The 24692-nt window shown below is 54.2% G+C and carries 24 protein-coding genes and 1 pseudogene; 14 read left to right on the forward strand and 11 right to left on the reverse strand.

What is annotated here, in order from left to right:
• Positions 1-552 precede the first annotated feature (552 nt).
• From KP22_RS19775 to KP22_RS19785, 3 genes are read right to left on the reverse strand one after another with little or no spacing between them, the layout of a single operon-like run.
• Positions 553-1098 carry a 1,2-dihydroxy-3-keto-5-methylthiopentene dioxygenase gene (locus KP22_RS19775; RefSeq protein WP_039325957.1) on the reverse strand — a complete coding sequence of 182 codons (546 nt, stop codon included), beginning with the start codon at positions 1096-1098 and terminating at the stop codon, positions 553-555.
• Positions 1095-1784, reverse strand: coding sequence for an acireductone synthase (gene mtnC / locus KP22_RS19780; RefSeq protein ID WP_039325962.1), 690 nt, complete (start codon positions 1782-1784; stop codon positions 1095-1097). Before mtnC ends, KP22_RS19775 begins: the two co-directional genes overlap by 4 nt.
• Positions 1781-2398 carry a methylthioribulose 1-phosphate dehydratase gene (locus KP22_RS19785; protein WP_039308400.1) on the reverse strand — a complete coding sequence of 206 codons (618 nt, stop codon included), beginning with the start codon at positions 2396-2398 and terminating at the stop codon, positions 1781-1783. Before KP22_RS19785 ends, mtnC begins: the two co-directional genes overlap by 4 nt.
• A gap of 187 nt (positions 2399-2585) precedes the next feature.
• Here KP22_RS19785 and KP22_RS19790 point away from each other — a divergent pair, with 187 nt between their 5' ends.
• Both KP22_RS19790 and KP22_RS19795 read left to right on the forward strand, forming a co-directional pair.
• On the forward strand, positions 2586-3743 hold the full coding sequence (locus KP22_RS19790; protein WP_039325963.1) for a pyridoxal phosphate-dependent aminotransferase: 1158 nt from the start codon (positions 2586-2588) through the stop codon (positions 3741-3743).
• Positions 3731-4498 carry an amidohydrolase gene (locus tag KP22_RS19795; RefSeq protein ID WP_039325964.1) on the forward strand — a complete coding sequence of 256 codons (768 nt, stop codon included), beginning with the start codon at positions 3731-3733 and terminating at the stop codon, positions 4496-4498. Before KP22_RS19790 ends, KP22_RS19795 begins: the two co-directional genes overlap by 13 nt.
• A 15-nt stretch (positions 4499-4513) precedes the next feature.
• Here the strand turns inward: KP22_RS19795 and hpxK are convergent, their stop codons facing one another.
• The 7 genes from hpxK to KP22_RS19830 form a co-directional block, all read right to left on the reverse strand.
• Positions 4514-5776: an allantoate amidohydrolase gene (hpxK, locus tag KP22_RS19800; RefSeq protein ID WP_039325965.1), complete on the reverse strand. Its 1263-nt coding sequence runs from the start codon at positions 5774-5776 to the stop codon at positions 4514-4516.
• The gene (locus KP22_RS19805; RefSeq protein ID WP_039325967.1) at positions 5773-7017 is read right to left on the reverse strand and encodes a pyridoxal-phosphate-dependent aminotransferase family protein; all 1245 of its coding nucleotides are present in this window, start codon (positions 7015-7017) and stop codon (positions 5773-5775) included. Before KP22_RS19805 ends, hpxK begins: the two co-directional genes overlap by 4 nt.
• Positions 7018-7066: 49 nt before the next feature.
• Entirely contained in the window at positions 7067-7810 is a 744-nt protein-coding gene (locus KP22_RS19810; protein WP_039308417.1) for an amino acid ABC transporter ATP-binding protein, read from the reverse strand.
• On the reverse strand, positions 7791-8444 hold the full coding sequence (locus KP22_RS19815; protein ID WP_011094998.1) for an amino acid ABC transporter permease: 654 nt from the start codon (positions 8442-8444) through the stop codon (positions 7791-7793). Before KP22_RS19815 ends, KP22_RS19810 begins: the two co-directional genes overlap by 20 nt.
• Positions 8441-9109, reverse strand: a complete 669-nt coding sequence (locus KP22_RS19820) for an amino acid ABC transporter permease (protein WP_011094999.1) — start codon at positions 9107-9109, stop codon at positions 8441-8443. Before KP22_RS19820 ends, KP22_RS19815 begins: the two co-directional genes overlap by 4 nt.
• Positions 9110-9121: 12 nt before the next feature.
• A complete protein-coding gene (locus tag KP22_RS19825; protein WP_039308479.1) occupies positions 9122-9907 on the reverse strand; it encodes a transporter substrate-binding domain-containing protein in 786 nt (261 codons plus the stop codon).
• A gap of 613 nt (positions 9908-10520) precedes the next feature.
• A complete protein-coding gene (locus tag KP22_RS19830) occupies positions 10521-11360 on the reverse strand; it encodes a MurR/RpiR family transcriptional regulator (RefSeq protein ID WP_039325970.1) in 840 nt (279 codons plus the stop codon).
• 184 nt (positions 11361-11544) lie between these two features.
• Between KP22_RS19830 and KP22_RS19835 the strand changes: the two genes are divergently transcribed.
• The 7 genes from KP22_RS19835 to proX all read left to right on the forward strand — a co-directional run bounded on the left by KP22_RS19835 (position 11545) and on the right by proX (position 19544).
• Positions 11545-13131, forward strand: a complete 1587-nt coding sequence (locus KP22_RS19835; protein ID WP_039308423.1) for a gamma-glutamyltransferase family protein — start codon at positions 11545-11547, stop codon at positions 13129-13131.
• A 25-nt stretch (positions 13132-13156) separates the two neighbouring features.
• Positions 13157-13363 carry an oxalurate catabolism protein HpxX gene (hpxX, locus tag KP22_RS19840; protein WP_039325972.1) on the forward strand — a complete coding sequence of 69 codons (207 nt, stop codon included), beginning with the start codon at positions 13157-13159 and terminating at the stop codon, positions 13361-13363.
• On the forward strand, positions 13360-14778 hold the full coding sequence (locus KP22_RS19845) for an AtzE family amidohydrolase (protein WP_039325974.1): 1419 nt from the start codon (positions 13360-13362) through the stop codon (positions 14776-14778). The genes hpxX and KP22_RS19845 overlap by 4 nt, the downstream gene beginning before the upstream one ends.
• Complete coding sequence (gene hpxZ, locus KP22_RS19850) at positions 14768-15154, forward strand: oxalurate catabolism protein HpxZ (protein ID WP_039308436.1); 387 nt, start codon at positions 14768-14770, stop codon at positions 15152-15154. The genes KP22_RS19845 and hpxZ overlap by 11 nt, the downstream gene beginning before the upstream one ends.
• Before the next feature lie 785 nt (positions 15155-15939).
• Positions 15940-17142 (forward strand): glycine betaine/L-proline ABC transporter ATP-binding protein ProV, encoded by a 1203-nt coding sequence (proV, locus tag KP22_RS19855; protein ID WP_039308440.1) that lies wholly within the window; start codon positions 15940-15942, stop codon positions 17140-17142.
• Positions 17135-18421: a glycine betaine/L-proline ABC transporter permease ProW gene (proW, locus tag KP22_RS19860; RefSeq protein WP_039325977.1), complete on the forward strand. Its 1287-nt coding sequence runs from the start codon at positions 17135-17137 to the stop codon at positions 18419-18421. Before proV ends, proW begins: the two co-directional genes overlap by 8 nt.
• A 118-nt stretch (positions 18422-18539) precedes the next feature.
• Positions 18540-19544 carry a glycine betaine/L-proline ABC transporter substrate-binding protein ProX gene (gene proX / locus KP22_RS19865; protein ID WP_039308481.1) on the forward strand — a complete coding sequence of 335 codons (1005 nt, stop codon included), beginning with the start codon at positions 18540-18542 and terminating at the stop codon, positions 19542-19544.
• 60 nt (positions 19545-19604) lie between these two features.
• On the opposite strand, the pseudogene KP22_RS22050 reads toward proX, so the two are convergent.
• Positions 19605-19829: pseudogene (locus tag KP22_RS22050) on the reverse strand (beta-propeller fold lactonase family protein); the annotation flags it as partial.
• Positions 19830-20095: 266 nt separating this feature from the next.
• Between KP22_RS22050 and KP22_RS19870 the strand changes: the two are divergent.
• The 5 genes from KP22_RS19870 to emrA all read left to right on the forward strand — a co-directional run bounded on the left by KP22_RS19870 (position 20096) and on the right by emrA (position 24683).
• Positions 20096-21316, forward strand: coding sequence for an MFS transporter (locus tag KP22_RS19870; RefSeq protein ID WP_039325979.1), 1221 nt, complete (start codon positions 20096-20098; stop codon positions 21314-21316).
• Between the two features lie 154 nt (positions 21317-21470).
• Positions 21471-22202, forward strand: coding sequence for an AzlC family ABC transporter permease (locus tag KP22_RS19875; protein ID WP_039325982.1), 732 nt, complete (start codon positions 21471-21473; stop codon positions 22200-22202).
• Positions 22199-22528 carry an L-valine transporter subunit YgaH gene (gene ygaH, locus KP22_RS19880; RefSeq protein ID WP_039308446.1) on the forward strand — a complete coding sequence of 110 codons (330 nt, stop codon included), beginning with the start codon at positions 22199-22201 and terminating at the stop codon, positions 22526-22528. Before KP22_RS19875 ends, ygaH begins: the two co-directional genes overlap by 4 nt.
• A gap of 189 nt (positions 22529-22717) precedes the next feature.
• Positions 22718-23233 (forward strand): transcriptional repressor MprA, encoded by a 516-nt coding sequence (gene mprA / locus KP22_RS19885; RefSeq protein ID WP_039308449.1) that lies wholly within the window; start codon positions 22718-22720, stop codon positions 23231-23233.
• Between the two features lie 274 nt (positions 23234-23507).
• Positions 23508-24683: a multidrug efflux MFS transporter periplasmic adaptor subunit EmrA gene (gene emrA, locus KP22_RS19890; RefSeq protein WP_039308451.1), complete on the forward strand. Its 1176-nt coding sequence runs from the start codon at positions 23508-23510 to the stop codon at positions 24681-24683.
• The last annotated feature ends 9 nt before the right edge of the window (positions 24684-24692 follow it).

The following is a 24692-nucleotide window of genomic DNA, read 5'->3' on the forward strand; positions in this document are numbered from 1 at the left end:
GCCAGACTCAGTGACAGGCTGAAAGGCCGGTTCAACCCCTCATCCAGCCTGAAATCCACCACCGCAAAGGTGCCTGCCTCCAGCGCGCCAACCTTTACGGTGAACTGTAATCCTGTACTGTTTGCCATCGGCCTCTCCTTGTTTACGTTAATAAAATACGGCGTTGATAAGGCTCCATATTGGCTAAAACGCGCTGAGGTGAAATGCGTAAAAAGTTTACGTTAAGCAAAAATTCGCTCGATAGAGACAAGAACGTCGCAGGGGGAGGCAGTTTGAAGAGAATAATGAAAACGTTCCATGTGACACCTTTGACGCTATTCCCGTTGAGAAAATACGACTAAAGGATAACAAAATGTTCGCAGAGCCAATAGCACAGAAAAAGGACTAAAACCAAGCAAGCTCATTGATTAATAATAATATAATATCATAAGTGATAAATTAGATGGCAAATCAAAAAGTCGCAATTATCATCGGAGAACAAGGTATCCACTTGTTCTCCGATGATGGATAAACTATTTGCATCCGTGCAATAAGAGTGTAAAACCCTACGAGCTACCGCTCCAGCTTCGGATACGCATCGGCGATTTTATCGCCGGTAAAATGGGCGATCCAGCCTTCCGGGTTATCGAACAGGCGGATAGCGGTGAAATGCGGTTCAGGCCCCATATCAAACCAGTGCGCCGTGCCTGCCGGTACGGACAGCAAATCGTTCTTCTCACACAGAATCTGGTAAATCTTGCCGTTCAGATGCAGACAGAACAGCCCGGCGCCTTCCACGAAAAAGCGCACCTCATCTTCGTGGTGGACGTGCTCGGATAAAAACTTGGTACGTAGCTCCGCACGCTGTGGATTGTCAGAGCGCATGCTGATGACATCCCAACTCTGATAGCCTTTTTCTGCCACCAGTTTATCGATTTCATGCTGATAGGCTGCCAGCACTTCCTCAGACGATGGGGCGTCGCTCAGCTTTTGACTGGCTTCCCAGCGCTCAAAACGCACGCCAATGTCGTTCAGTTGTTTCTGAATCGCGTCGGCATCCTGACTTTGCCAAATCGGCTGGCTTGCATCGCTGTCGCTAAAAATGGTTAATCCACTCATTGGCCATACTCCGGTAAGTCGATCTGGTCAAAACGTGCCACCTGACGGTGACGGCTTACGCTATCCGCATCATCACGAATAAGCTGACAGGTGTGCCAACCGGCTTCCTGCGCGGCATCCAGTTCCTGACGAATGTCCGACAGAAACAGTAATTGCTCAGCAGGGATCCCACTGGCTTGTGCAATGGCGCGATAAGAATCTGTCTCTCGTTTCGCGCCGACGCGGGTATCAAAATAGTCGCTGAACAGTGGGCGCAGATCGCCCGCATTGCTGTAACCAAACAGCAACTGCTGCGCTTCCACCGAACCTGACGAGTAAACATACAGGCGCAGGCCTTGCCGCTGCCATGCAGCGAGCTGCGTCGCGACGTCAGGATACAAATGCCCCTGAAAATCACCGTTACGGTAGCCCGCACGCCAGATGATGCCCTGCAACAGCTTCAGCGCCGTGGATTTACGGTCTTCATCCATAAACTGGTACAGAGCGGTAATCAGCGCATCGCTATTCGCATCAGGCTGACCCAGTTCCTGACGCAGCGCGTTCAACGCCTGCGCGATCTCAGGATCGCTGTCGTGCTGTCGCACCGTGTCGGCCAGACGCTCACGGGCATAAGGGAACAGCACACGGTGAACAAAACGGATATCGCTGGTGGTGCCTTCAATATCGGTCACAATCGCCTTAATCACGCTTTCACCTCCAGCAGTCGGCGCTGCAATTCGCACTGGAACAGGAACTCTAGCCCTTCCAGATGACGACGCGCTTCTTTCACCGTCGCGCCCCAGCAGTAAAGGCCGTGGCCGCGCACCAGAAAGCCGTAACGCAGCGGCGTGTGGCCAGCAAACTCGGTTACCCGCTGTGCCAGCGCTGGAATATCCTGATCGTTATCGAATATTGGGATCGCCACACGATCCAAATGGGTCGTTTGCCCCGCCAGCGACTTTTGCATTTCGTAGCCGTGCAACACCAGCTCAGCGCCTTTCTCTACCCGAGACAGCACCGTCGCGTTCACCGAGTGCGTGTGCAGTACCGCGCCGATAGTCTCCTCGCGGCGATACAACAGCGTATGCAGCCCCGTTTCCGCCGACGGCGTACGGCCGCTCGGCACATGGTTAGTGGCAATCTCCACCCGCAGGAAATCCTCTGCCTGAAGGCTGCCTTTGTCTTTACCCGATTCGGTAATCAGGCACTGCGCGTCATCCAGGCGTACGGACATATTGCCGCCCGTCGCCGGACACCAGCCTTTCTCGCCGATCCAGTGGCAGGCCGCAAGCAGCGCCGTCAATTGTTGATTTTCAGTCATGAGGCTTCCCGTTTTTTGTCCATTTTTCTAAAAATTTTTAGAAAATTTTCTGGAGGTTTAGACGCTTTTGTTATGTCTTAGCATATAAAAGCATTTAGCCGTTTAAACGTCCAAGCGTCTTGATTGCCAAATACTAACAGCATGTTATATTACCAAGCAATACAGGCTTGCAGGAGTCCCACCCGCTATGAGCGCCGCTCTGATCCTCGACAGTAAACTGCCTTCGCTAGGCACCACCATTTTTACCCAGATGAGCGCACTGGCCCAACAGCATCAGGCCATCAATCTATCACAAGGTTTCCCTGATTTTGACGGCCCGGAATATTTACAGCAGCGGCTGGCTTATCACGTCAGTCAGGGCGCAAACCAATATGCGCCGATGACCGGCGTCGCGCCGCTGCGTCAGGCCATTGCCGAAAAAACGCAAGAACTGTATGGCTGGAAGCCGGATGCCGATAGCGAAGTGACTGTCACGGCAGGTGCCACCGAAGCGCTGTTTGCCGCCATTGCCGCACTGGTGCGCCCCGGCGACGAAGTGATTTGTTTCGATCCCAGCTATGACAGCTACGCGCCCGCCGTTACGTTGGCTGGCGGCGTACTCAAACGCATCGCCTTGCAGCCACCCGCATTTCGCGTGGATTGGTCATCTTTTACCGACGTGCTGAGCGATCGCACTCGGTTGGTGATTCTGAACACGCCGCACAATCCGTCCGCCACCGTCTGGCAGAAAGCCGATTTTGAGCAGCTATGGCAGGCGATTGCCACGAGTAATATTTTCGTACTGAGTGATGAAGTCTACGAGCATATCTGCTTTGATAGCGAAGGACACGCTAGCGTGCTGGCACACCCTTTGCTACGTCAACGCGCTATCGCCGTCTCATCATTCGGTAAAACCTTCCACATGACCGGTTGGAAAGTGGGCTACTGTGTCGCACCAGCGGCGTTGAGCGCGGAAGTGCGTAAGGTTCACCAGTATCTGACGTTCTCCGTGAACACGCCTGCTCAGTTCGCCATCGCCGATATGCTACGGGAACAGCCGCAACACTGGCGCGAACTGCCCGACTTTTACCGTGCGCGCCGCGATCGTTTCATCAACGCGCTGAAAGGTAGCCGTTTCGAGATTCTCCCCTGCGAAGGCACTTACTTCCTGCTGGCGGACTATAAGGCGATTTCTACTCTGGACGATGTCAGCTTCTGCCGCTGGCTGACCGAGCACGTTGGCGTTGCCGCCATTCCGCTCTCCGTCTTTTGCGCCGATCCGTTCCCACATACGTTGATTCGGCTATGCTTTGCTAAACAGGAAGCAACGTTGGATGCCGCTGCGGAGCGTTTATGTCGACTTTAAAGATCTCACTGCTGCAACAACCATTAGTCTGGCGCGATGGGGAAGCCAACCTGCGTCATTTCGATACGTTATTGCCGGAGCTTGTGGGTCGTGATGTGATTGTGTTGCCGGAGATGTTCACCACCGGCTTTGCGATGGAAGCGGCCAAAGGCAGTCTGGATCAATCGGTCGTAGAAACGTGGCTACACCAGTGGGCGCAGAAAACCAATGCACTGATCGGCGGCAGCGTCGCGGTGAATACGCCAAAAGGCGCAGTGAACCGTTTCCTGTTAGTGGATCCGCACGGCCACATGTATCACTACGATAAACGCCATCTGTTCCGCATGGCAGATGAACATCACCACTATCAGGCGGGCACAGAGCGGGTCACTCTTGAATGGCGCGGCTGGCGCATCTGCCCGATGATCTGCTACGACTTACGTTTCCCGGTGTGGTCGCGCAACCGGCAGGACTACGATCTGGCACTGTATGTCGCCAACTGGCCAGCACCACGTGCAGCACACTGGCAAACGCTGCTGGCGGCGCGCGCTATTGAGAATCAGGCCTATGTTGCGGGCTGCAACCGCGTCGGCACCGACGGCAACGGCCACAGCTACCGTGGCGATAGCCTGATTATTAACGCTCAAGGGGAAATTTTGGCGTCTGCCGCCCCCAACCAGCCCGCTCAGCTAGACGCCGAACTGTCGCTGGAAGCACTACAAAGCTATCGGGAATCCTTTCCTGCCTGGCGCGATGCCGATCGCTTTACGCTCTAGTGGCTGTAGCTGTCGTTACTGTGCAGAGGCGTGGTAGAACACCGCCTGATAGAACGCCTGTAGCGCCAGCGCCACATCTGCTGTAGTAACGGATTCGTCAGGATGGTGGCTGATGCCGCCGCGACAGCGGACAAACAGCATCGCCACCGGCCAGCGTTCGGCAACCGCGATAGCATCGTGCCCTGCGCCACTCGGCAGCATGAACGTTTTTCCCTGTACCTGCGTCACCGCCTCATTTAATACCGACTGCAAGGCGGGATCGCAACGGGTCGCCGCAATGCGATAATACTCTTCGGCACTGAACTGGCAGCCGCGTCGATGCGCGATATCCTGTGCCAGCTTCAGCAGTTTTTGTAGCAACGCATCCAGCGGCACGTCCTCCGGCCCACGAATATCCAGCGTCATCTTCACTTCACCGGGGATCACGTTCGCCGCGCCCGGTAAGCATTGTAACGTGCCAAACGTAGCAACCAGATGAGGATCGCTTTCACGAGTCACCCGCTCTGCCTGCGCCATCCAGTCCGCCGCCGCCGCTAGCGCATCCTGCCGTTGCGTCATCGGCACCGTTCCTGCATGCCCCGCCAGACCGAGAAACGTGCAGTTAAGCCGCCGCGCTCCGTTGATTGCAGTGACCACGCCCAGCGCCAGTTCCTGCTGTTCCAGACATGGCCCCTGCTCGATGTGCAGTTCCAAATAGGCGACGATATCACTGACCGGGCGCGCCGCCTGCGCCACCTGAAGCGGATCCAGCCCTGCGATGGTTAATGCCTGCGCCACGCTGGTCCCCTCAGCATCCTGACAGTCCAGCCAGTTTTCCGGCCAGGTGCCCGTCAAGCCTCGGCTACCCAGCAGGGTAATGCCAAAACGTGTGCCTTCCTCATCGCCGAAGCCGACGATTTCCAGCGCCACGGGCAACCGAATTCCCTGTTGATGAAACGTGCGTACCACTTCAATCGCCGTCAATACGCCCAACATACCGTCGTAGCGTCCGGCATTGCGCACCGTGTCCAGATGCGACCCCAGCAGCAGCGCGGGTGCATCCGGCGTCAGCCCGTCATAGCGGCCGCAAATATTGCCAACGCTGTCCTGCCAGACGTTCATTCCCGCCTCGCACATCCACTCTCCCACCAGCCTATTGGCACGCAGGTGTTCCAGCGACAGGTAAACACGGGTCAGTTGACCGGGCGTTTCGCTAATTTCAGCCAGCGCATCGCAGCGCGACATAATCTGTTCAGCGGCAGCCTGTGCAGCAGACGACGACAGTAGAGGTTCACTCATGCATGCTCCTCGTTCACCGCGTAGCTGTTCCAGGCGGCTTGCATGGCCTCGCCCTGAACGGTGTGGAAGCCAAGACGATTCAGCACCGCCTCCAGCGCCGTTAACGTTTGCATCACGCAGTCTTTGCGTGCGTTATACCCCATGGTGCCAATACGCCAGATCTTGCCCTGAAGCGGGCCAAACGAAGTGCCGATCTCAATGGCAAAGTCTTCCAGCAGCAGCTTACGCACCTGTTCGCCGTGAACGCCGTCAGGAATCACCACGCCCAGTACGTTATTCATTTTGTGGCTGAGATCGCCAAAGGTTTCCAGTCCCATTCCCTGAATCCCCGCCACCAGCGCATTACCGTGTAGCGCATGGCGGACAATGCTACGATCCAACCCTTCTTCAAGGATCACCCGCGCGCACTCACGCGCAGCGAACAACATGCTTGTCGCTTCGGTGTGGTGATTCAGGCGCTCTGGCCCCCAGTAATCCATCACCATGCCCAGATCGAAATAGTTGGAATAGATCATCTCGTCGTCTCCGTCCTGATGCGCGTCCGTTCTGATCCCCTGCTCGACGCATTTACGGCGACGGATCACCGCTTCCATCTGCGGGCTCAATGTAATGGGCGAGCTGCCAGACGGCCCGCCCAGACACTTCTGTAATCCAGCGGAAACGGCATCCAAACCCCATTTATCGGTTTCCAGTGGATTACCGCCAAAAGACGCCGTGGCATCGGTATAGAACAGCACGCCGTGGCGGCGACAAATCTCGCCTAGTTCCTCCAGCGGTTGCAGCATGGTGGTCGACGTGTCGCCCTGCACCGTCAGTAGCAGACGCGGGCGCACCGTTTTAATCGCATCTTCGATCTGGTCAGGCGAGAACACCTCACCCCACGGCACTTCAATGGTATGAACCTCAGCACGACAGCGGCGGGCAATCTCACACAGCAAATGACCAAAACGTCCAAACACCGGTACCAGCACCTTATCGCCAGGACGGATCGCCGACAGCAGAATCGCTTCGATGCCCGCGCGTGAAGTGCCGTCCACCAGCATCGTCCAGCGATTTTCCGTACGGAAAAGCTGACGATAGAGTTCCATGACCTGATTCATATAATGGGTCATTGCGGGGTCATACTGACCAACCAACTGGCTGGCCATTGCCCGTAATACGCGTGGATCGGCGTTGATCGGTCCCGGTCCCATCAACAGGCGATGGGGTGGGTTAATTTGCGCGTACAGTTCGCTGCTCATGGTTATTGCTCCAGACTTTTGTTTCGACTTACACATTCGAAGAGAGTAATTATGCTTCCGATAATCCCCGGACCGAGGCGATAAACTGTTTCAATTCACGGGTCTGCGGGTTAGCAAACAGTGTCTTACTGTCACCCTGCTCCCAGACCGTGCCCTGATGCATAAACACCACACGGTCCCCTACTTCACGGGCAAAGTTCATTTCATGCGTGACCAGAATCAGCGTCATACCTTCTGCGGCAAGCTGTTCCAGTACCTTCAACACTTCGCCGACTAATTCAGGATCGAGTGCCGAGGTAATTTCGTCACACAGCAGGACTTTTGGGTTCATCGCCAGTGCGCGGGCAATCGCCACACGCTGCTGCTGACCGCCTGACAGATTGGCGGGATAATAATGTATACGTTCACCCAGTCCGACCTTGTTGAGCATCTGTTCACCTAATTCCTGACACTCCGCCGCGCTTTTACCCAGCACGCGACGCGGTGCCAGCATTACGTTTTCCAGCGCCGTCATGTGCGGAAACAGATTGAAGTTCTGGAACACCATCCCGACCGAGCGGCTGATCTCCCGCGCCTGCGAATCCCTGTCGGTGACCGTCATCCCGCCCAGCTTGATGCTACCGTCCTGATAACCTTCCAGACCATTTATGCAGCGCAGTAGCGTGCTCTTACCGGAGCCGCTGCGCCCGATGATCGAAATGACCTCTCCCATTTCGATATCCAGATCCACGCCTTTCAGAACATGGTTCTGACCGTAATATTTTTGAACCTGATTAATGGTGATGAGCGGCATTGAATTTCTTCTCCAAATAGCGGCTGTAGTAAGAGAGCGGGTAGCACATCAGGAAATAGCCCAGCGCCACCAAGCCAAACACTTTAAACGGCTGATAGGTCACGTTATTCAACATGGTTCCCGCTTTGGTCAGTTCGATAAACCCGATGATCGACGCCAGCGCGGTGCCTTTGATCACCTGCACAGAAAACCCAACGGTAGGCGCGATGGCGATACGCATCGCCTGCGGCGCAATCACCCGATAGAGCGTCTGACCAAAATCCAACCCGAGACAGCGCGACGCTTCCCACTGCCCTTTCGGTAGCGCTTCCACGCTGCCACACCAGATATCGACCAGAAAAGCGCTGGTAAATAGCGTCAGCGCCAATGCCGCCGCCGTCCAGGGGCTTACATCAATACCGAACAACGCCAGCCCGAAAAACGCGAGAAACAGCTGCATCAACAGCGGCGTGCCCTGAAATAACTCGGAATACAGATGGACAAAGCGCGTCGCCCATTTGCGTTTGGTCAGCCGCAACAGCATGAGCGGAAACGTCACCAGCGCACCGCCGATAAAGGCCGTCAGTGACAATAGCAGCGTCCAGCGCGCCGCCAGCAGCAGGTTGCGCACAATATCCCAATCGGTAAATGTCATGATTGCTGACTCCCTAAGAAACGCCGCCCCGCCAGCAGTAAGAGTTGCCGCATCAGAACAGACAACACGAGGTAACACAGCGTAGTCGCCAGATACACTTCAAAGCTCAAGAACGTACGGGACTGAATCAGGTTGGCGGCAAAGGTCAATTCCTCGTAGGAAACCTGCGACACCACCGACGATCCCAGCATGACAATGATGCACTGGCTGACCAGCGCCGGATAAATCCGTTGAAGCGCTGGTGGTAAAATCACGCGCAGAAAAGTCTGCATCCGCGTTAACCCCAGTACGCGAGCGGCTTCCCACTGACCTTTTGGTGTCACCTGAATCCCCGCGCGGATAATTTCAGTGCTGTACGCGCCAAGATTAATCAACATCGCTAACAGCGCAGCCTCCCCGGCCGTCAGTTTCCAACCCAAACTCGGCAAGCCGAAGACGATAAAAAACAGTTGAACCACAAACGGTGTATTACGAATCAGCTCGACGTAGATCCCCCATAGCCGGCTCAGCAGGGTGGGCTTGCCACTACGCAAGGCCGCACCGCAGATACCGATGGCGATACCGCCGAGGGTTGCCATTACCGTCAGCTCAATGGTGACCCACAACCCCGCCAGTAGCTCAGGCCAGAACGGTAACAGTGCGGAAAAATTAAGCTGATAGGTCATGGCGCGCTCCCATTACGCTTTGATGCTGGCTGGCAGCGGTGCTTTCAGCCATTTTTCCGATAGGCTATTGAGCGTATCGTCCTTCAACGCCTGCTCAATCAACGCGTCGACTTTCGCTTTCAGCGCAGGCTCGTCTTTCTTCAGCCCGATGTAGCACGGTGAATCTTTCAGCATAAACTTCGCAACGGGGGCTTTAGTCGGGTTCTGCTCGGTGATAGCAGCGACAACCAGATTACCCGTGGCGACAAATTCCACCTGTCCTGACAGATACGCCGACAGCGTGGTGTTGTTGTCTTCGTAGCGCTTAATCTGTGCGGCTTTCGGTGCCGTATCCGTCAAGACCATATCTTCTACCGCACCACGTGTGACGCCAATACTCTTCCCTTCCAGCGCTTCCGACGAGGCTAACGCGCTGTCTTTCGGCCCGAAGACCCCCAGAAAGAACGGTGCATAAGCGCGGCTAAAATCGATCACTTTTTCACGCTCGGCATTTTTTCCCAGGCTGGAGATCACCAGATCGACCTTGTTGGTTTGCAGATATGGCACGCGGTTGGCGCTGGTTACCGGCACCAGTTGCAACTTTAGTTTCATCTCTTTCGCCAGATAGCGAGCAATATCGATGTCATAACCCTGCGGTTGCAGATCGGTACCCACCGATCCAAACGGAGGGAAATCCTGCGGCACCGCGACGCGCAGCACACCGCGCTTCTCGATATCCTGCAACTGATCGGCCATCGCGCTACCAGCCTGAACCAGTAACATTGCCGCGCCCATCATCGCCAGTAACCCTTTTTTGATGCCCAGTTTATTGATCAACATCGTCTCTGCCCCCGGTTAGTGTAATTGAAACGAAAGATTCTTTAAAAACAAAAATTGAAACTATCGTTACAAACACTAAGCAAGGAATGTGCCAGATTCCATTCGTATTCTTGGCGATGAGGAACAATGTAGAAGGTCAGGGAATTGTGCTAAAACATGTCATTGCTGTGGATATGGATATGCGATATCGGTGAAAAATGTCGTGCGTGATTGCAGAGAGATAATTTATGCAACTCATGCACTACGCCCGACGTAGGGCTGCTCAGTCGCCGCAGCCCTACGAACCCTGGCTTTCGGCGTGAATTATGCCGCTACGCGGTACATTCGAAACGCATGTCATCCTGCCGAACCGCCTGTGACGCGCTCCCGACGCGGCACAGGCTTTCGCAGCGTCCATGCTGCTCATTCGGGATGCCCCACGTTTCTCATCATAATTTTTTACGCCTATGAACAGACAACAGCAGGAAGCAATCCACAGCGCTATGTCACAAAAATAATCCGGTCTTATCACGCCCGAAACAAGCCACATGACAGATAAGAACATCAATTAATTCGCACCATTTAAGTGCAAAAGCACCATCCCAACGCACCATTAGCGTTGCTCAAGCTCATCCAGTTCACCATAAAGATCCGCGATCTGGTGGATGCGTTGGCGTCCGTCACGCAACATTTCATGCAACAGCGCGTTGCTGATCACATTTACCAGACTCATGGCAGACGAATAGCTGTCAAACGCCGAGACGCTGTCCAGCGGGACGCACAGCGACCAGGTTGCCAATGACATCAGCGCACTAACCTGAGGTTCGCAGAGCAGCAGCACGGGCACACCGCGTTTTTGCAGTTGTGCCAGCAGCGGCTGAATCAGGCGTGGACGGCGGCGAAAGGCCACCACAATCACGACATCCTGTGCAGTGAGATCGACCAGTTCTTCGGATAGCGTCTGCCCCGGCTGCGTCAACAGCGTCACCTGTTGGCGAATCTGAAGCAGTTGCTGGCGCAGGTGCAGCGCTACCGGATAGCTGTTACGCAGCCCAATCAGGCACAGGCGCTGCGCCTGCATCAACGCCTGAATCACGGCACCAAACTGTACGGGGTCAATCAGGTTGATCCATTGCGTCAGGTTCGCCATTTCCTGCTTGTAATGCCGCGCTAGCAGCGTATTCCCCTGCACGGCATCGCGATTATCCGCCAGCGGCATCCCACTCTGACGCAGCGTTCTGAGTTCATCACGCATATCACGATAGCTGGGGTAGCCCAGTCGTTTGAACAAGCGGCTAACCGTCGCTTTGGAGGCACCGCTCAACCGCGCCAGCTCGGCGCTGTTGTAGCCGATCAGATCGTCAAAGTGATCGAAGATGAAATCCGCGACGCGCTGTTCCTGCGGTGAAAGCTCGCTATAGCGATCCCGTAATCGTTCATCTATCTGCATCATCGTCTCTCGTCCGTTGCACTTGCTGTAACGTTTGTTTCATTGCGCAGAACATAGCACAGGATTGTCAGGATGATATAGGTACGCATACCGACTTCACATCGCACCGCAAAACTGGAATGCCGTTTGCTTGTAGCTAAGGTTAATAGAGCAACTCATACTACCCGACATAAAAAGGAATATAGAAATGATGCAAAGTAATACCGCCCCGCTAGGCATGGCGGTGGCACCTCATCATTTAGCCAGCGCCAGCGCATTGGCTGTTCTGCGTGAGGGCGGCAACGCCATTGAAGCCATGGTCGCCGCGGCAGCAACCATTGCCGTGGTATATCCGCATATGAACGGAATCGGCGGCGATGGTTTCTGGCTGATTGTGCCACCACGTGGCGAACCTATTGCCATTGATGCCAGCGGTGCGGCGGGATCGCTGGCCTGTCGCGAGTGGTATCAGGGCGAAAGCCGCATTCCACACCGTGGCCCCAAAGCGGCACTAACGGTCGCGGGCACCGTCGGTGGCTGGCAGGAAGCACTAGAATTCTCTCAGGAACTGGGAGGAGAGCCGTTACCGCTGGCTCGTTTACTGTCTGACGCGATTCGCTATGCGGCGGACGGCATTCCTGTCACGCAATCACAGGAAGATGCACTCACCCAGCGCTATCACGAACTGAGCGATTTTCCGGCTTTTAGCCAACTCTTTATGCCACAGGGAAATATCCCGCGTGCGGGCAGTCGTTTCACGCAGCCTGACTTAGCCGAGACCTTAACAACGCTGAGCATTGAAGGGCTAGACAGCTTTTATCGCGGCTCCATCGCCGCCCGCCTTTCGGCACAGATGGCGCAGCTCGGGATGCCGCTGACGGCTGACGATCTGGCAAATTACCGCGCCAAGCGGACAACGCCGCTGGTACTGAAACACAGCAAAGGCGACATCTATAACCTCGCGCCGCCGACTCAGGGTCTGGTGTCGCTCGCGATTCTCGGCCTGACCGATCATTTAGAAATGGAAGATCTGAACGATAGCCAGACGATCCATCGCATTGTCGAATCGACCAAGCTGGCGTTTGGCCTGCGTGACCGCTTTATTACCGATCCCAAGCTGATGACGCAAAATGTTCAGGCGTTGCTGGAAAACGATGCGCTCGGTGCACTGGCGCGGCAGGTCGATACCCGAAAAGCCGCATCGTGGGGAGAAGGCAAAGGCCCCGGCGACACCGTCTGGATGGGCGTATGCGACAGCAGTGGCCTATGCGTCTCTTTCATTCAAAGCATTTACCACGAATTCGGCAGCGGTGTTGTACTGCCTGGAACCGGCGTGCTCTGGCAGAACCGCGGAGCCTCGTTCAGCCTCGATCCAGCACACCTGTTAGCGTTGGAGCCAGGTAAGCAACCTTTTCATACCTTAAACCCCGCCGCCGCGCGTTTATCCGATGGACGGACGATGGTCTACGGCTCGATGGGCGGAGATGGACAGCCACAGACGCAGGCGGCCATCTTTATCCGTCATGTCCAGCAGGGGCAGCCGCTGCAACAGGCGATTACCGCTCCACGCTGGCTACTGGGGCGTACGTGGGGACAGTCTTCCGACACCCTAAAGATCGAAGATCGTTTTAAACCCGCCACCGTGGATGCACTGCGTCAGCTAGGGCACGACATCGAGCTATTGAGCAGCTTTAGCGAAACCGTCGGCCATGCGGGTGCCATCGTGCGTCACACCAACGGCATGCTGGAAGGTGCTTTCGATCCACGCAGCAACGGCAGCGCGGCAGGCTTCTAGTCCTACTTAACCGGGAGAAAACAGAATGACGATAACCGAACAAGACGCGCTGACAGCGTATCTACAACAGATGGAAGCACTGCTATCCCTGCAACTCAGCCAGGAACGGCATCAGGAACTGTTGGTGCAATTCAGCCGCATCCACGCCATGGCACAGCCGTTAATGGCATTCCCACTCGATGAACATCAGGAAATTGCCGGGGTTTATACGCTAGGAGTGTATACGCTATGAGTTTATACGCCAAGCGCACGTCCTCATCGTTATCCATACGGCAGATTCAACAAGGCTTGCGGGCGGGAACATTCTCGGCCAGAGAGCTTGCACAGCAGGCACTAGGCGCGATTGAGCAAACCAATCCGACGATTAATGCTTATACCCATGTCACTGGCGAACGTATGTTGGCAGAAGCTGAGCGTATCGACGCGTGCCGTCAGCGCGGGGAAACCTTACCCGCGCTGGCTGGCGTGCCTTATGCCGTCAAGAACCTGTTTGATGTCAGCGGCGAAACCACGCTGGCAGGTGCCGAACTTCTCAGCCAACGCCCACCCGCCGTGCAGGATGCCTTTGCCATCCGTCAGCTTACCCGTCAGGGCGCGCTGCTGTCCGGCATGTTGAATATGGACGCTTATGCCTACGGTTTTACCACCGAAAATAGCCATTACGGCCCCACGCGTAACCCGCTCGACACACAGCGTATCGCAGGGGGATCGTCTGGAGGATCGGCGGCCGCTGTCGCCGCAGGGCTGGTTAACTTCACCTTGGGCAGCGACACCAATGGCTCGATCCGCGTGCCGTCGTCGCTATGCGGCGTTTTCGGGCTAAAACCGACGTTTGGCCGTTTATCACGCCACGGAAGCCACCCGTTTGTCGCCAGCCTCGACCACATCGGCCCGTTCGCACGTACCGCGGACGATCTGGCTTTGGTGTTCGACGTGCTACAAGGTCGCGACAAGCACGATCGTTTTCAAGCCGAGCGGAAAACGCAACATACCGTCGAACAGTTGGAAGCAGGCAGTGACGGGCTACGCTATGCCGTGCTTGATGGCTACTTCTCCACATGGAGTAGCGAGGAGGCAAAAGCCGCCGTCTGCCAGATAGCTCAGGCTCTGGGCGCACAGGACAGCCTGACGTTAACCGACGCGGCACTGGCACGCAGCGCCGCCTTTATTCTGTCAGCCAGTGAAGGCGGGAACCAGTATTTGCCTGACTTACGTACTCAGCCTGAATGTTTCGAGCCACTGTCACGCGAACGGCTGTTGGCTGGCGCGATGATCCCCGCCGCCTGGTATGTGCAAGCCCAGCGCTTCCGTAACTATTTTCGTCAACAGACGCTGGCGTTGTTTGAACACACCGACCTGCTGATTGCCCCCGCGACGCCCTGCTCCGCAACGCTTATTGGGCAGGAAACCATACGCATTAATGATACCGATCTGCCCGTCCGCGCCAACATGGGCATGCTGACACAGCCGATCTCTTTTGTCGGTCTGCCCGTCGTGACGGTGCCAGTAGCAACCGCTAGCGGCCTGCCAATCGGTATTCAGATTATTGCCGCGCCATGGCGCGAGGATCTTTGTCTGCGGACGGCGTGGGCGCTTGAGCAGCAGGGCATCACCTATACCTTAGAGGAAAGAAAATATGTTGCCTGACGATATCAATCAGCCGGATGTGCTGGCCGATGTGACTGCCGCGTTTTATCGCTACGAAAAAGCCTTAACCGGTAACGACATTACGGTTCTGGATGAGCTGTTCTGGCACGATGAAAAAACCGTGCGCTACGGTGCGGGAGAAAACCTGTACGGGATCGAGGAAATCCGTGCCTTTCGCCTCGCTCGCCCCTCTGCTGGTCTGGACAGAGATCTGCGTAATACTGTCATCACCACCTACGGTCATGATATGGCCGTCGCCAGCACCGAGTTTACCCGCGCAGGCAGCACGAAAGTTGGCCGCCAAATGCAAACCTGGGTAAAAATGCCCGAAGGCTGGCGTATTGTCGCCGCCCATGTCAGCTTGATGAGTGAATGACAAAGGGGGATTTTCCCCCTCATCACCACGTCCACAAAATTCGACGTTCTAGGCTGGCGGTGGTACACCGCTTCAATATTGTATCCATCGGGGTCGCGTACGATAGTGCACGAAGCATCTCACCAAATTGGCACAGCAGCTCGACTTTATTACTCTGAAAAAATGAAGAATATATTATTCAGAACACTCTCATTTATTGGTGAGAATTAACACAATCATTTTACCCATTATATCTTTGCTATACTGCATAAAATACCGACAGATACCATAAGTAAAAAATGTACCTACGTCGGCCTATTCGGGTGTCTATAAGCCCAAAATTGTGATTTATTTATCATATTCTTCTATTAGTGGAATTCACTATAAATAGTGATTCATCCACAATCAGAAAAGGTTATATCATCCGTAAATACAATACGTAAAAACCAACAGGTAACGTACTGTTATAAAAAGAATTACCCTTCAAACAAAAAATCATAAAAATCACGTAAATCATGAAGATAACGTAGCAATAATCACGTTAATGCTATCGCGAATATTAACCACCGCGGAGGCAATATAGCCTAAATAATTCAAGTTTCAGGAAGGCGGCAAGAGAAGGAATCCCGATGAGCTTACTTAGGTAAGTGATTCGTGTGAGTGAACGCAGCCAACGCACATGCAACTTGAAGTATGAAAGATATAAAGGGTTGTCTCAGAATCTGAGTATGGTAGGGTAGATTATGTTTAATCATTATCAGGGTTACGTTATAGAATTATAAACGACACAGGAAAACAATAATTTCATGGCAATTAAACTTGAAGTAAAGAATCTTTATAAGATATTTGGCGAGCACCCGGACAGAGCATTTAAACTGATTGATAAAGGCCTGAGCAAAGATCAGGTATTTGAAAAAACAGGGCTTACTGTCGGGGTAAAAGATGCCAGTCTGGCCATTGAAGAAGGCGAGATATTTGTCATCATGGGATTATCCGGTTCCGGCAAATCAACCATGGTACGCCTTCTCAATCGTCTGATCGAACCCACTCGGGGTCAGGTGCTGATTGACGGTGAAGATATCTCCAGGATATCGGATACCGCGCTGCGCGACGTGCGTCGTAAGAAGATCAGTATGGTGTTCCAATCCTTTGCGCTCATGCCGCATCTGAATATCCTCAATAATACCGCGTTTGGTATGGAACTGGCTGGCGCGCCGAAAGCAGAGCGTGAGCAAAAAGCGCTGGATGCGTTGCAGCAGGTCGGCCTTGAAGCCTACGCAGCGTCTTACCCAGATGAACTGTCTGGCGGGATGCGACAGCGTGTTGGTCTGGCGCGTGCGTTAGCGAATGACCCCGATATCCTGTTGATGGATGAGGCATTCTCCGCGCTTGATCCGCTGATCCGTACTGAAATGCAGGATGAGTTAGTCAAACTCCAGTCTCGTCATCAACGCACTATCGTCTTTATCTCACACGATCTGGATGAAGCGATGCGCATCGGTGACCGGATTGCCATCATGCACGGCGGTGAAGTGATTCAGGTCGGTACACCCGATGAGATTCTGAATAACCCAGCCAATGATTATGTGCGCACCTTTTTCCGCGGTGTCGATATCAGCCACGTGTTTAGCGCCAAAGATATCGCCCGCCGTCGCCCGGTCACTCTAATCCGTAAAACCCCCGGCGTGGGGCCGCGTTCCGCGCTGAAAATCCTTCAGGACGAAGACCGTGATTACGGCTACGTACTGGAAGGTGGGAAACGCTTCATTGGCGTCGTGTCTATTGATTCACTGAAGCAGGCGCTGAAAGAACAGCAGCCGCTGGAACAGGCGTTACTGCCCGAACCGGTTCCCGTGCCCGCAGATATGTCACTCAACGAGCTGATCTCTCAGGTCGCACAGGCTCCCTGTGCCGTCCCTGTCGTCGGCGAGAATAATGAGTACATTGGCATCATTTCCAAAGGAATGCTGCTACAGGCACTGGATAAGGAAGGAGTGACCAATGAGTAAATCAACACCAAACCCGTGGGATAACACCACGGCACAAAATCAGCCTGCCGACCAAAATGCAACGCCTGAGCAGGGTAATAACACCGCGCAAAGCGATCCATGGGCAACCAGCTCGCAGAACCCGCCAGCCGAAAACGGTGCTGAGAGTTCTACACCAGCACAGCACGGTTCGATGCCGGATAGCGCACCGCAAAGCAGCGATCCCTGGTCTACCGGCACCACTGCGCCGGACGCATCAGCTAACGGTAGCGATGCCTGGAGCAGCGCTCCGGCTCCCGATGGTTCCACCGATGCCGCTCATCAGGCTGCGCAATCCGGCAGTGACTGGTTAAACAGCGCGGCTCCTGCGGCACCCGAGCATTTCAACCTGCTCGATCCGTTTAAGGACACGCTGATCCCACTGGACAGTTGGGTCACCCACGGTATCGACTGGGTTGTGCTGCACTTCAGACCTATCTTCCAGGGCATCCGCGTGCCGGTCGATTTTATTCTGGGCGGCTTCCAGCAGTTTCTGTTGGGAATGCCTGCGCCGATTGCCATTCTGGTGTTTTCGCTGATTGCCTGGCAGATGTCCAGCCTTGGTATGGGCGTGGCAACCCTCTTGTCTCTGATTGCGATTGGCGCGATTGGTGCCTGGTCGCAGGCCATGGTGACATTGGCGCTAGTGCTGACCGCGCTGTTTTTCTGCGTGCTCATCGGACTCCCCATGGGGATCTGGCTGGCGCGTAGCGAACGAGCTGCAAAGTTTATCCGGCCACTGCTAGACGCCATGCAGACTACGCCCGCGTTCGTCTATCTGGTGCCTATCGTTATGCTGTTCGGTATCGGTAACGTGCCGGGTGTCGTGGTAACGATTATCTTCGCCCTGCCACCGATTATTCGCTTAACGATTCTGGGTATTCGTCAGGTGCCAGCCGATCTGATTGAAGCCGCTGAGTCATTCGGTGCCAGCCCGCGCCAGATGCTGTTTAAGGTTCAGCTCCCGCTAGCCATGCCGACCATCATGGCCGGTGTTAACCAGACGCTGATGCTGGCGCTGTCGATGGTGGTTATCGCTTCGATGATAGCCGTAGGTGGTTTAGGCCAGATGGTACTGCGCGGCATTGGCCGTCTGGATATGGGTCTGGCTGCCGTTGGTGGTGTAGGGATTGTTATTCTGGCCATTATTCTTGACCGTCTTACCCAATCTCTGGGGCGAGATCGTCGCAGCAAGGGCAATAAAAGCTGGTACGCCAGCGGCCCGATTGGCCTGCTGACCCGTCCTTTCATCAAGCAGTAACGCTCTTCCCGCTTGTCTGGCATACGTCAGACAAGCGACGACGTTCACTAGTCGTTTTATCCACAATATTCATACTCGCGAATCAACGCACGATAAAAACAGAGGGAATCATGTCATGATGCCGAACACCAAACTTTGGGCCGCAGCCCTGACTACCGCACTGTTGAGTACGCAGGTTTATGCCGCCGACACCGCGCAACCCGGTAAAGGTATTTCCGTTATTCCGGTGCAAAGCACCATCTCCGAGGAAACGTTCCAGACGCTGCTGGTCAGTCGCGCGTTGGAAAAGCTGGGCTATGACGTGCAATCTCCGCGTGAAGTGGACTACAACGTCGCCTACACCTCAATCGCTTCTGGCGATGCAACGTTTATTGCAGTGAACTGGGATCCGCTACACGCAGACCAATATAAAGCTGCTGGTGGGGACGCGAAATTCTACCGTCAGGGTGAATATGTCTCCGGTGCCGCTCAGGGCTATCTGATCGACAAGAAAACCGCTGAAAAATACAAAATCACCAATATTTCGCAGCTAAAAGATCCGAAAATTGCCAAGCTTTTTGATACCAATGGCGACGGCAAAGCCGACCTGACGGGCTGTACACCAGGCTGGGGATGTGAAGCTGCCATCAACCATCACCTTCCAGCATATGGCTTAACCAACACGGTAGAGCATAATCAGGGCAACTATGCGGCGATGATCGCCGATACCATCACCCGTTACAAAGAAGGTAAACCGATTCTGTACTACACCTGGACACCGTACTGGGTGAGTGATGTGCTGGTTCCGGGGCGTGACGTGGTGTGGTTGCAGGTGCCTTTCTCTTCTCAACCGGGTGAAATGAAGGATGTCAGTACCAAACTGCCAAACGGTGCCGATTATGGCTTCCCCGTTAACACCATGAAGATTGCCGCGAATAAAGCATGGGCCGAGAAAAACCCCGCCGCGGCGAAGCTGTTCGCTATCATGAAGCTGCCGATTGCCGATGTGAATGCACAGAATCTACGTATGCATGAAGGTCAGGGTTCACAGAAAGATATCGAACGTCATGTTGATGGCTGGATCAAAGCCCACCAGCAGTTGTTTGACGGCTGGGTAAAAACTGCCGCCGATGCAGCGAAATAATCACCTGTAGACGAGCGCCCCTTTCCAACGAAAGGGGCGTTTTCATTGATGCGAAGCAAATCACGGCAGGTTAACGATTTCTATCCAGTTCGCGCCTTTTCCGGTCGGGTAGCGCCCTACTCGCACTAAATCTCCGTTGTCCTGATTGATGCGGTACACCGACAGCGACGTCGATTTTTCACCGCTGGCGATCAGGAATTTCCCGCTGGGATCAATTTGAATACCACGCGGCTACGTTTCCGTCGGGTAGCTCGTAATGTATTTCAACTGACCCGTTTTCGCATCAGACCGGCACTGTACGATTTGGTCGTGCCAAGGCTGCTGGCACATCCCATTAGCATTGCAATGCTTTTTCTCTTAACCACCTGATAGTGCTTAAACATAATATCCCCTGTCGATAGTGTTATGACGCTGGCGATAAGCTAAATCAATCTCAGCAAAAGCGAAACATCCCAGCATGTTTAAGAAGCGTAAAGATATTCTGGCATCTCATTAGGCTCTGCCGGATACTATAGACTCTGCTTTTAACATCATATTAACGTCCAAACACTATGTCTCTTCAGCAACAATCTGCATCCTCTCAGCCACAATCGGGACTCAGCCTGTCTTTGACCCTGATTATGTCTGTCGCGACTGGCCTTGCCGTCGCCAGTAACTATTATGCCCAGCCGCTGCTGGAGACTATTGCCAGAGCCTTTGCCCTTTCCGTCAATCAGGCGGGATTCATTGTCACCGCCGCGCAGTTAGGCTATGCCGTTGGCCTGTTGTTTTTGGTTCCGCTAGGAGATATGTTTGAACGCCGGACACTCATTGTCGGAATGACGCTACTCGCCGCAGGCGGGATGCTGATCACTGCTTCTGCGCCCACGCTCTGGATAATGATTGCTGGCACGGCGTTAACCGGCCTGTTCTCCGTTGTCGCGCAGTTGCTGGTTCCTCTTGCTGCGACGCTGGCAACGCCGGAAACACGCGGTAAAGTTGTTGGCACGATTATGAGCGGCCTGCTGCTGGGGATTTTGCTGGCGCGTACCGTCGCGGGTGCGCTGGCTTCACTCGGCGACTGGCGTACCGTTTACTGGGTTGCCAGTACGCTGATGACCATCATGGCGCTGATTCTGTGGCGGGCATTGCCGCGTATTCCTCAGCAAAACACGCTGAACTACCCGCAGTTACTGGTCTCCATATTCCGCCTATTCTCTGCAAATCCGCTGCTGCGCACGCGTGCAATCCTTGGCTGTCTGTCCTTTGCCAACTTCAGCATTCTGTGGACGTCGATGGCATTCCTGCTGGCTTCACCGCCATACGGGTATTCCGAAGGCGTTATCGGCCTGTTCGGGCTGGTCGGTGCGGCAGGCGCATTAGCGGCTTCACGTGCGGGTCGTCTGGTCGATCAAGGGAAGGCCAAACCGACCACCAGCGTTGGGATTATCCTGCTTTTGCTGTCATGGGGGTTTATTGCGCTCGGTATTCATTCCGTGGCGGCGCTTCTCATTGGAATCATCGTGCTGGATCTGGCGGTTCAGGGTGTGCATGTGACCAACCAGAGCGTGATCTACCGTATGATGCCTGAAGCACGTAACCGACTGACGGCAGGCTATATGACCAGCTATTTCATTGGCGGCGCGTTGGGATCGCTCCTCTCTGCTTCGGCTTACCAACAGTGGGGCTGGCTTGGTGTTTGCGCAGTGGGCAGTATTATCAGCCTGTTGAACCTGCTGGTGTGGTGGCGCAGCCATCATCATGAGACTCAGGAAGCGATGGCGGTGCGGTAGCCGCTCTTATTTGAGACTGCCTTATTCGAGACAGTTTCCCACGAGAAAGTTACGTGCGAGATCATCACGCCCGGTTCGCAATAACGTGAAATTCCGGCAATGCTTTGCTAGTGTTACCGGTTAATTCCCCTTAAGTGCAAAAAATATCAAGCCAGTGAAGACATTAACCACACCTGCACCGACACAATCTGCGTCTTTTAGCGAGGGCATATTTGACAGCTTGCCGATTGTTATCGGCTACATGCCCGTAGCATTCGCGTTTGGCATGAACGCCGTCAAGCTAGGATTTACCCCGCTGGAGGGGATTTTCCTTTCTTGCATCATTTACGCCGGTGCCAGCCAGTTCGTCATCACCGCCCTTCTCAGCGCAGGCATGTCCATCTGGGTCGCGGCGTTGACCGTCATGGCGATGGATGTCCGTCATGTACTGTATGGGCCCGCGTTACGGCATCGCATTGCACAACGGCTGCCAACCCGAAAAACCGCGCTATGGGCGTTCGGCCTGACGGACGAAGTGTTTGCCGCAGCAGCCACCCGCCTGGCGAAAGATAACCGACGCTGGTCGGAAGAGTGGATGATGGGCGTGTCACTTTTAGCCTGGCTCTCATGGGTACTTGGCACGGTGATCGGTGCTGTATTCGGCAACGGCCCGCTGAATGATTACCCTGCCGTCGAAGCGGCGCTGTCTTTCATGCTGCCCGCACTTTTCCTGAGCTTTTTACTCGCGTCCTTCAGGCGGAAACAGAGTCTGGTCGTCGCCTGCGCGCTAGGCGGCGCGCTGCTTGGTCTGCTGCTTTCTTCCATCCCAGCCGCAATACTGCTCGGCATTCTCAGCGGCTGTCTGGCTTCATTGATTAACCCTGCCACGCCACAGGTGAACACATGAGCACAGAAGTCATTCTTATCGGGCTGATTGTGGGGCTGGTGAACTATCTCTTCCGCTATGTGCCGCTGCGGTTGAGCGCCTCACGTGCTTCTGGTTCGCTGCAACGCGGCAAAAAGGCCCTGTTGCTTGATAGCATCGGCATTGCTTCCATCTGTGCGCTGCTGATAGTTTCCAGCGTGCCGGATATTCTCGCGCATCATGAAAAATTGCGACCAACGCTGGTAGGCTTTATTACGCTGACCGCCTGCTTTTATAAAACCCGCAGTATCGTCTTATCGACGTTACTGGGCGCATTCTGCTACGGCATTGCTTTTAAGCTGCTTTGAATCCGCAGTGTGAATTATCAAGTAAGATTTTGATTTAAATAAACTAAGTGGCGAATAATATCTACTTCAAGCTATTCTCCGCTTACGTTCTGTCACAGAAATAAGCACAATTTCCCACCTGAATGCCGTTTACCCATTTAGTAACATTAGTTACTATGCATACCGTGATTAATGAGGTTTATATAAAAAATGGACAGTTCATTCACTCCTATAGAACAAATGCTCGATCTGCGTGCTTCACGCAAACCCGGTTTCCCACGTCAGGAAGTTTTGTTACTACGTCTGTTCATGCACGTTCAAGGCAAAATTCTTGAACACAGAAACAGAATGCTGAAAGATCAGGGGATCAACGAAACCCTGTTCATGGCATTGTTAACGTTAGAGTCCCAAGAATCTTATAGCATTCAGCCATCTGAACTCAGTGCAGCTCTGGGCTCGTCGCGCACCAATGCAACACGCATCGCTGACGATTTGGAGAAAAGAGGCTGGATAGAGCGGCGCGAAAGCAACAGCGACAGACGTTGCCTGCATCTTCATCTGACAGAAGAAGGCAAAGCGTTTCTTGGTCAACTTATTCCACCACAGCATGACAGTCTCCACGTGCTTTGCTCAGCACTTGAATCAGGAGAGCAAAAACAGCTCGAAACTCTGATGAGAAAGCTCCTGGTTAAGCTGGATGAGATGGACGATTTCGGCAACGTATAGCAAAAGAACAACAACAAAAAATCATAACCAGCACCTTTTTCACCCGGAATGACCCGATGCTTACGTATCGGGCTGGTGAGTTTTGCTGCGAAAAATACGCATGATATTTCCGCAGCAGCAAACTGCGGCTTAGCGCAACGGCAATCTCACGCTCTGGGCGGGCAATCTGAAGACTCCCCCGAGCGACACAACAATATGAATTCATTGCGACTATCGTCAGGCTGCTCGGTCTGGTGCGATGGCCGATACAAAAAATAAAAAGAGAGAGAACAGCATGAGTGAAAATGTGGAAAATCAGGTGCCGCAGACGCCCCAAAGAAACAAAAAGCAGCAGCGTAAACGTGTATTGTCACTGCTAACGTTTATTTTCGTCGTGCTGGGTTGTGTCTGGCTGGTTTACTGGTTCCTGGTGCTCAGACATCACCAAAGCACAGACGACGCCTACGTCGCAGGCAACCAGATTCAGATCATGGCGCAGGTTACGGGCAGTGTCACCCATGTGAACGTCGACAATACCGATTTTGTTAAGCAGGGTCAGGTGTTGGTGGAACTGGATCCCACCGATGCCCAGCAGGCATTCGAGCGCGCGAAAACCGCACTGGCCAACAGCGTGCGCCAAACGCATCAGTTGATTATCAACAGCAAACAATATCAGGCCAATATCGAACTGCGTCAGACGGAACTGAACAAGGCACAAAGCGACCAGAGCCGCCGTGAAGCACTAGGCAGCGCAAATGCTATCGGGCGAGAAGAAGTACAGCATGCCCGCGATGCCGTCGCGACTGCCAAAGCGGCGCTGGAAGTTGCCAGACAACAATATCAGGCGAATCAGGCAATGATCCTGGATACGCCGCTCGAGAAGCAACCCGCCATACAACAAGCTTCCGTAGAAATGCGCGATGCCTGGTTAGCGCTACAGCGTACCAAAATCGTCAGCCCAATTGACGGCTATATTTCACGCCGCAGCGTGCAAATTGGCGCCCGCATTTCCTCGACTTCAGCGCTGATGGCCGTGGTTCCTGCCAATCACCTGTGGGTCGATGCTAACTTTAAAGAGACGCAGTTAGCCAATATGCGCATCGGCCAGCCCGCGACTGTGATCGCGGATATCTACGGCGATGATGTTGTGTATCAGGGAAAAGTGGTCGGCCTCGATATGGGTACCGGGAGCGCATTTTCTCTGCTGCCTGCCCAGAACGCGACGGGCAACTGGATCAAAGTGGTTCAGCGCCTGCCTGTACGAATTGAGATCGATCCGAAGCAGGTTGCCGAACATCCGTTGCGCATCGGCCTGTCTGCACTGGTGAATGTTGATACCGCTAATACAGAAGGCAGTGCGTTAGCAGAAACGTCGCGCACCACGCCAGCCTACCAAAGCGATGCGCTGACGCTGGACCTCACCCCCGTAAACCAAGACATTAGCGCCATTATTCAGGCGAATGCCGGTTAATCGACCAGG

Origin of the sequence: Pectobacterium betavasculorum (genome assembly GCF_000749845.1) — a bacterium.
Taxonomy (GTDB): domain Bacteria; phylum Pseudomonadota; class Gammaproteobacteria; order Enterobacterales; family Enterobacteriaceae; genus Pectobacterium; species Pectobacterium betavasculorum.

Bases quoted from the DNA above. Each gene is read 5' to 3' on its own strand.
- KP22_RS19870 (WP_039325979.1), top strand. From the start codon at position 20,096: ATGTCTCTTCAGCAACAATCTGCATCCTCTCAGCCACAATCGGGACTC.
- KP22_RS19785 (WP_039308400.1), bottom strand. From the start codon at position 2,398: ATGACTGAAAATCAACAATTGACGGCGCTGCTTGCGGCCTGCCACTGG.
- KP22_RS19845 (WP_039325974.1), top strand. From the start codon at position 13,360: ATGAGTTTATACGCCAAGCGCACGTCCTCATCGTTATCCATACGGCAG.
- KP22_RS19775 (WP_039325957.1), bottom strand. From the start codon at position 1,098: ATGAGTGGATTAACCATTTTTAGCGACAGCGATGCAAGCCAGCCGATT.
- proV (WP_039308440.1), top strand. From the start codon at position 15,940: ATGGCAATTAAACTTGAAGTAAAGAATCTTTATAAGATATTTGGCGAG.
- KP22_RS19810 (WP_039308417.1), bottom strand. From the start codon at position 7,810: ATGCCGCTCATCACCATTAATCAGGTTCAAAAATATTACGGTCAGAAC.
- proW (WP_039325977.1), top strand. From the start codon at position 17,135: ATGAGTAAATCAACACCAAACCCGTGGGATAACACCACGGCACAAAAT.
- hpxZ (WP_039308436.1), top strand. From the start codon at position 14,768: ATGTTGCCTGACGATATCAATCAGCCGGATGTGCTGGCCGATGTGACT.
- emrA (WP_039308451.1), top strand. From the start codon at position 23,508: ATGAGTGAAAATGTGGAAAATCAGGTGCCGCAGACGCCCCAAAGAAAC.
- KP22_RS19830 (WP_039325970.1), bottom strand. From the start codon at position 11,360: ATGATGCAGATAGATGAACGATTACGGGATCGCTATAGCGAGCTTTCA.
- KP22_RS19795 (WP_039325964.1), top strand. From the start codon at position 3,731: ATGTCGACTTTAAAGATCTCACTGCTGCAACAACCATTAGTCTGGCGC.
- KP22_RS19815 (WP_011094998.1), bottom strand. From the start codon at position 8,444: ATGACATTTACCGATTGGGATATTGTGCGCAACCTGCTGCTGGCGGCG.
- hpxX (WP_039325972.1), top strand. From the start codon at position 13,157: ATGACGATAACCGAACAAGACGCGCTGACAGCGTATCTACAACAGATG.
- KP22_RS19835 (WP_039308423.1), top strand. From the start codon at position 11,545: ATGATGCAAAGTAATACCGCCCCGCTAGGCATGGCGGTGGCACCTCAT.
- hpxK (WP_039325965.1), bottom strand. From the start codon at position 5,776: ATGAGTGAACCTCTACTGTCGTCGTCTGCTGCACAGGCTGCCGCTGAA.
- ygaH (WP_039308446.1), top strand. From the start codon at position 22,199: ATGAGCACAGAAGTCATTCTTATCGGGCTGATTGTGGGGCTGGTGAAC.
- KP22_RS19790 (WP_039325963.1), top strand. From the start codon at position 2,586: ATGAGCGCCGCTCTGATCCTCGACAGTAAACTGCCTTCGCTAGGCACC.
- KP22_RS19805 (WP_039325967.1), bottom strand. From the start codon at position 7,017: ATGAGCAGCGAACTGTACGCGCAAATTAACCCACCCCATCGCCTGTTG.
- proX (WP_039308481.1), top strand. From the start codon at position 18,540: ATGCCGAACACCAAACTTTGGGCCGCAGCCCTGACTACCGCACTGTTG.
- KP22_RS19820 (WP_011094999.1), bottom strand. From the start codon at position 9,109: ATGACCTATCAGCTTAATTTTTCCGCACTGTTACCGTTCTGGCCTGAG.
- mprA (WP_039308449.1), top strand. From the start codon at position 22,718: ATGGACAGTTCATTCACTCCTATAGAACAAATGCTCGATCTGCGTGCT.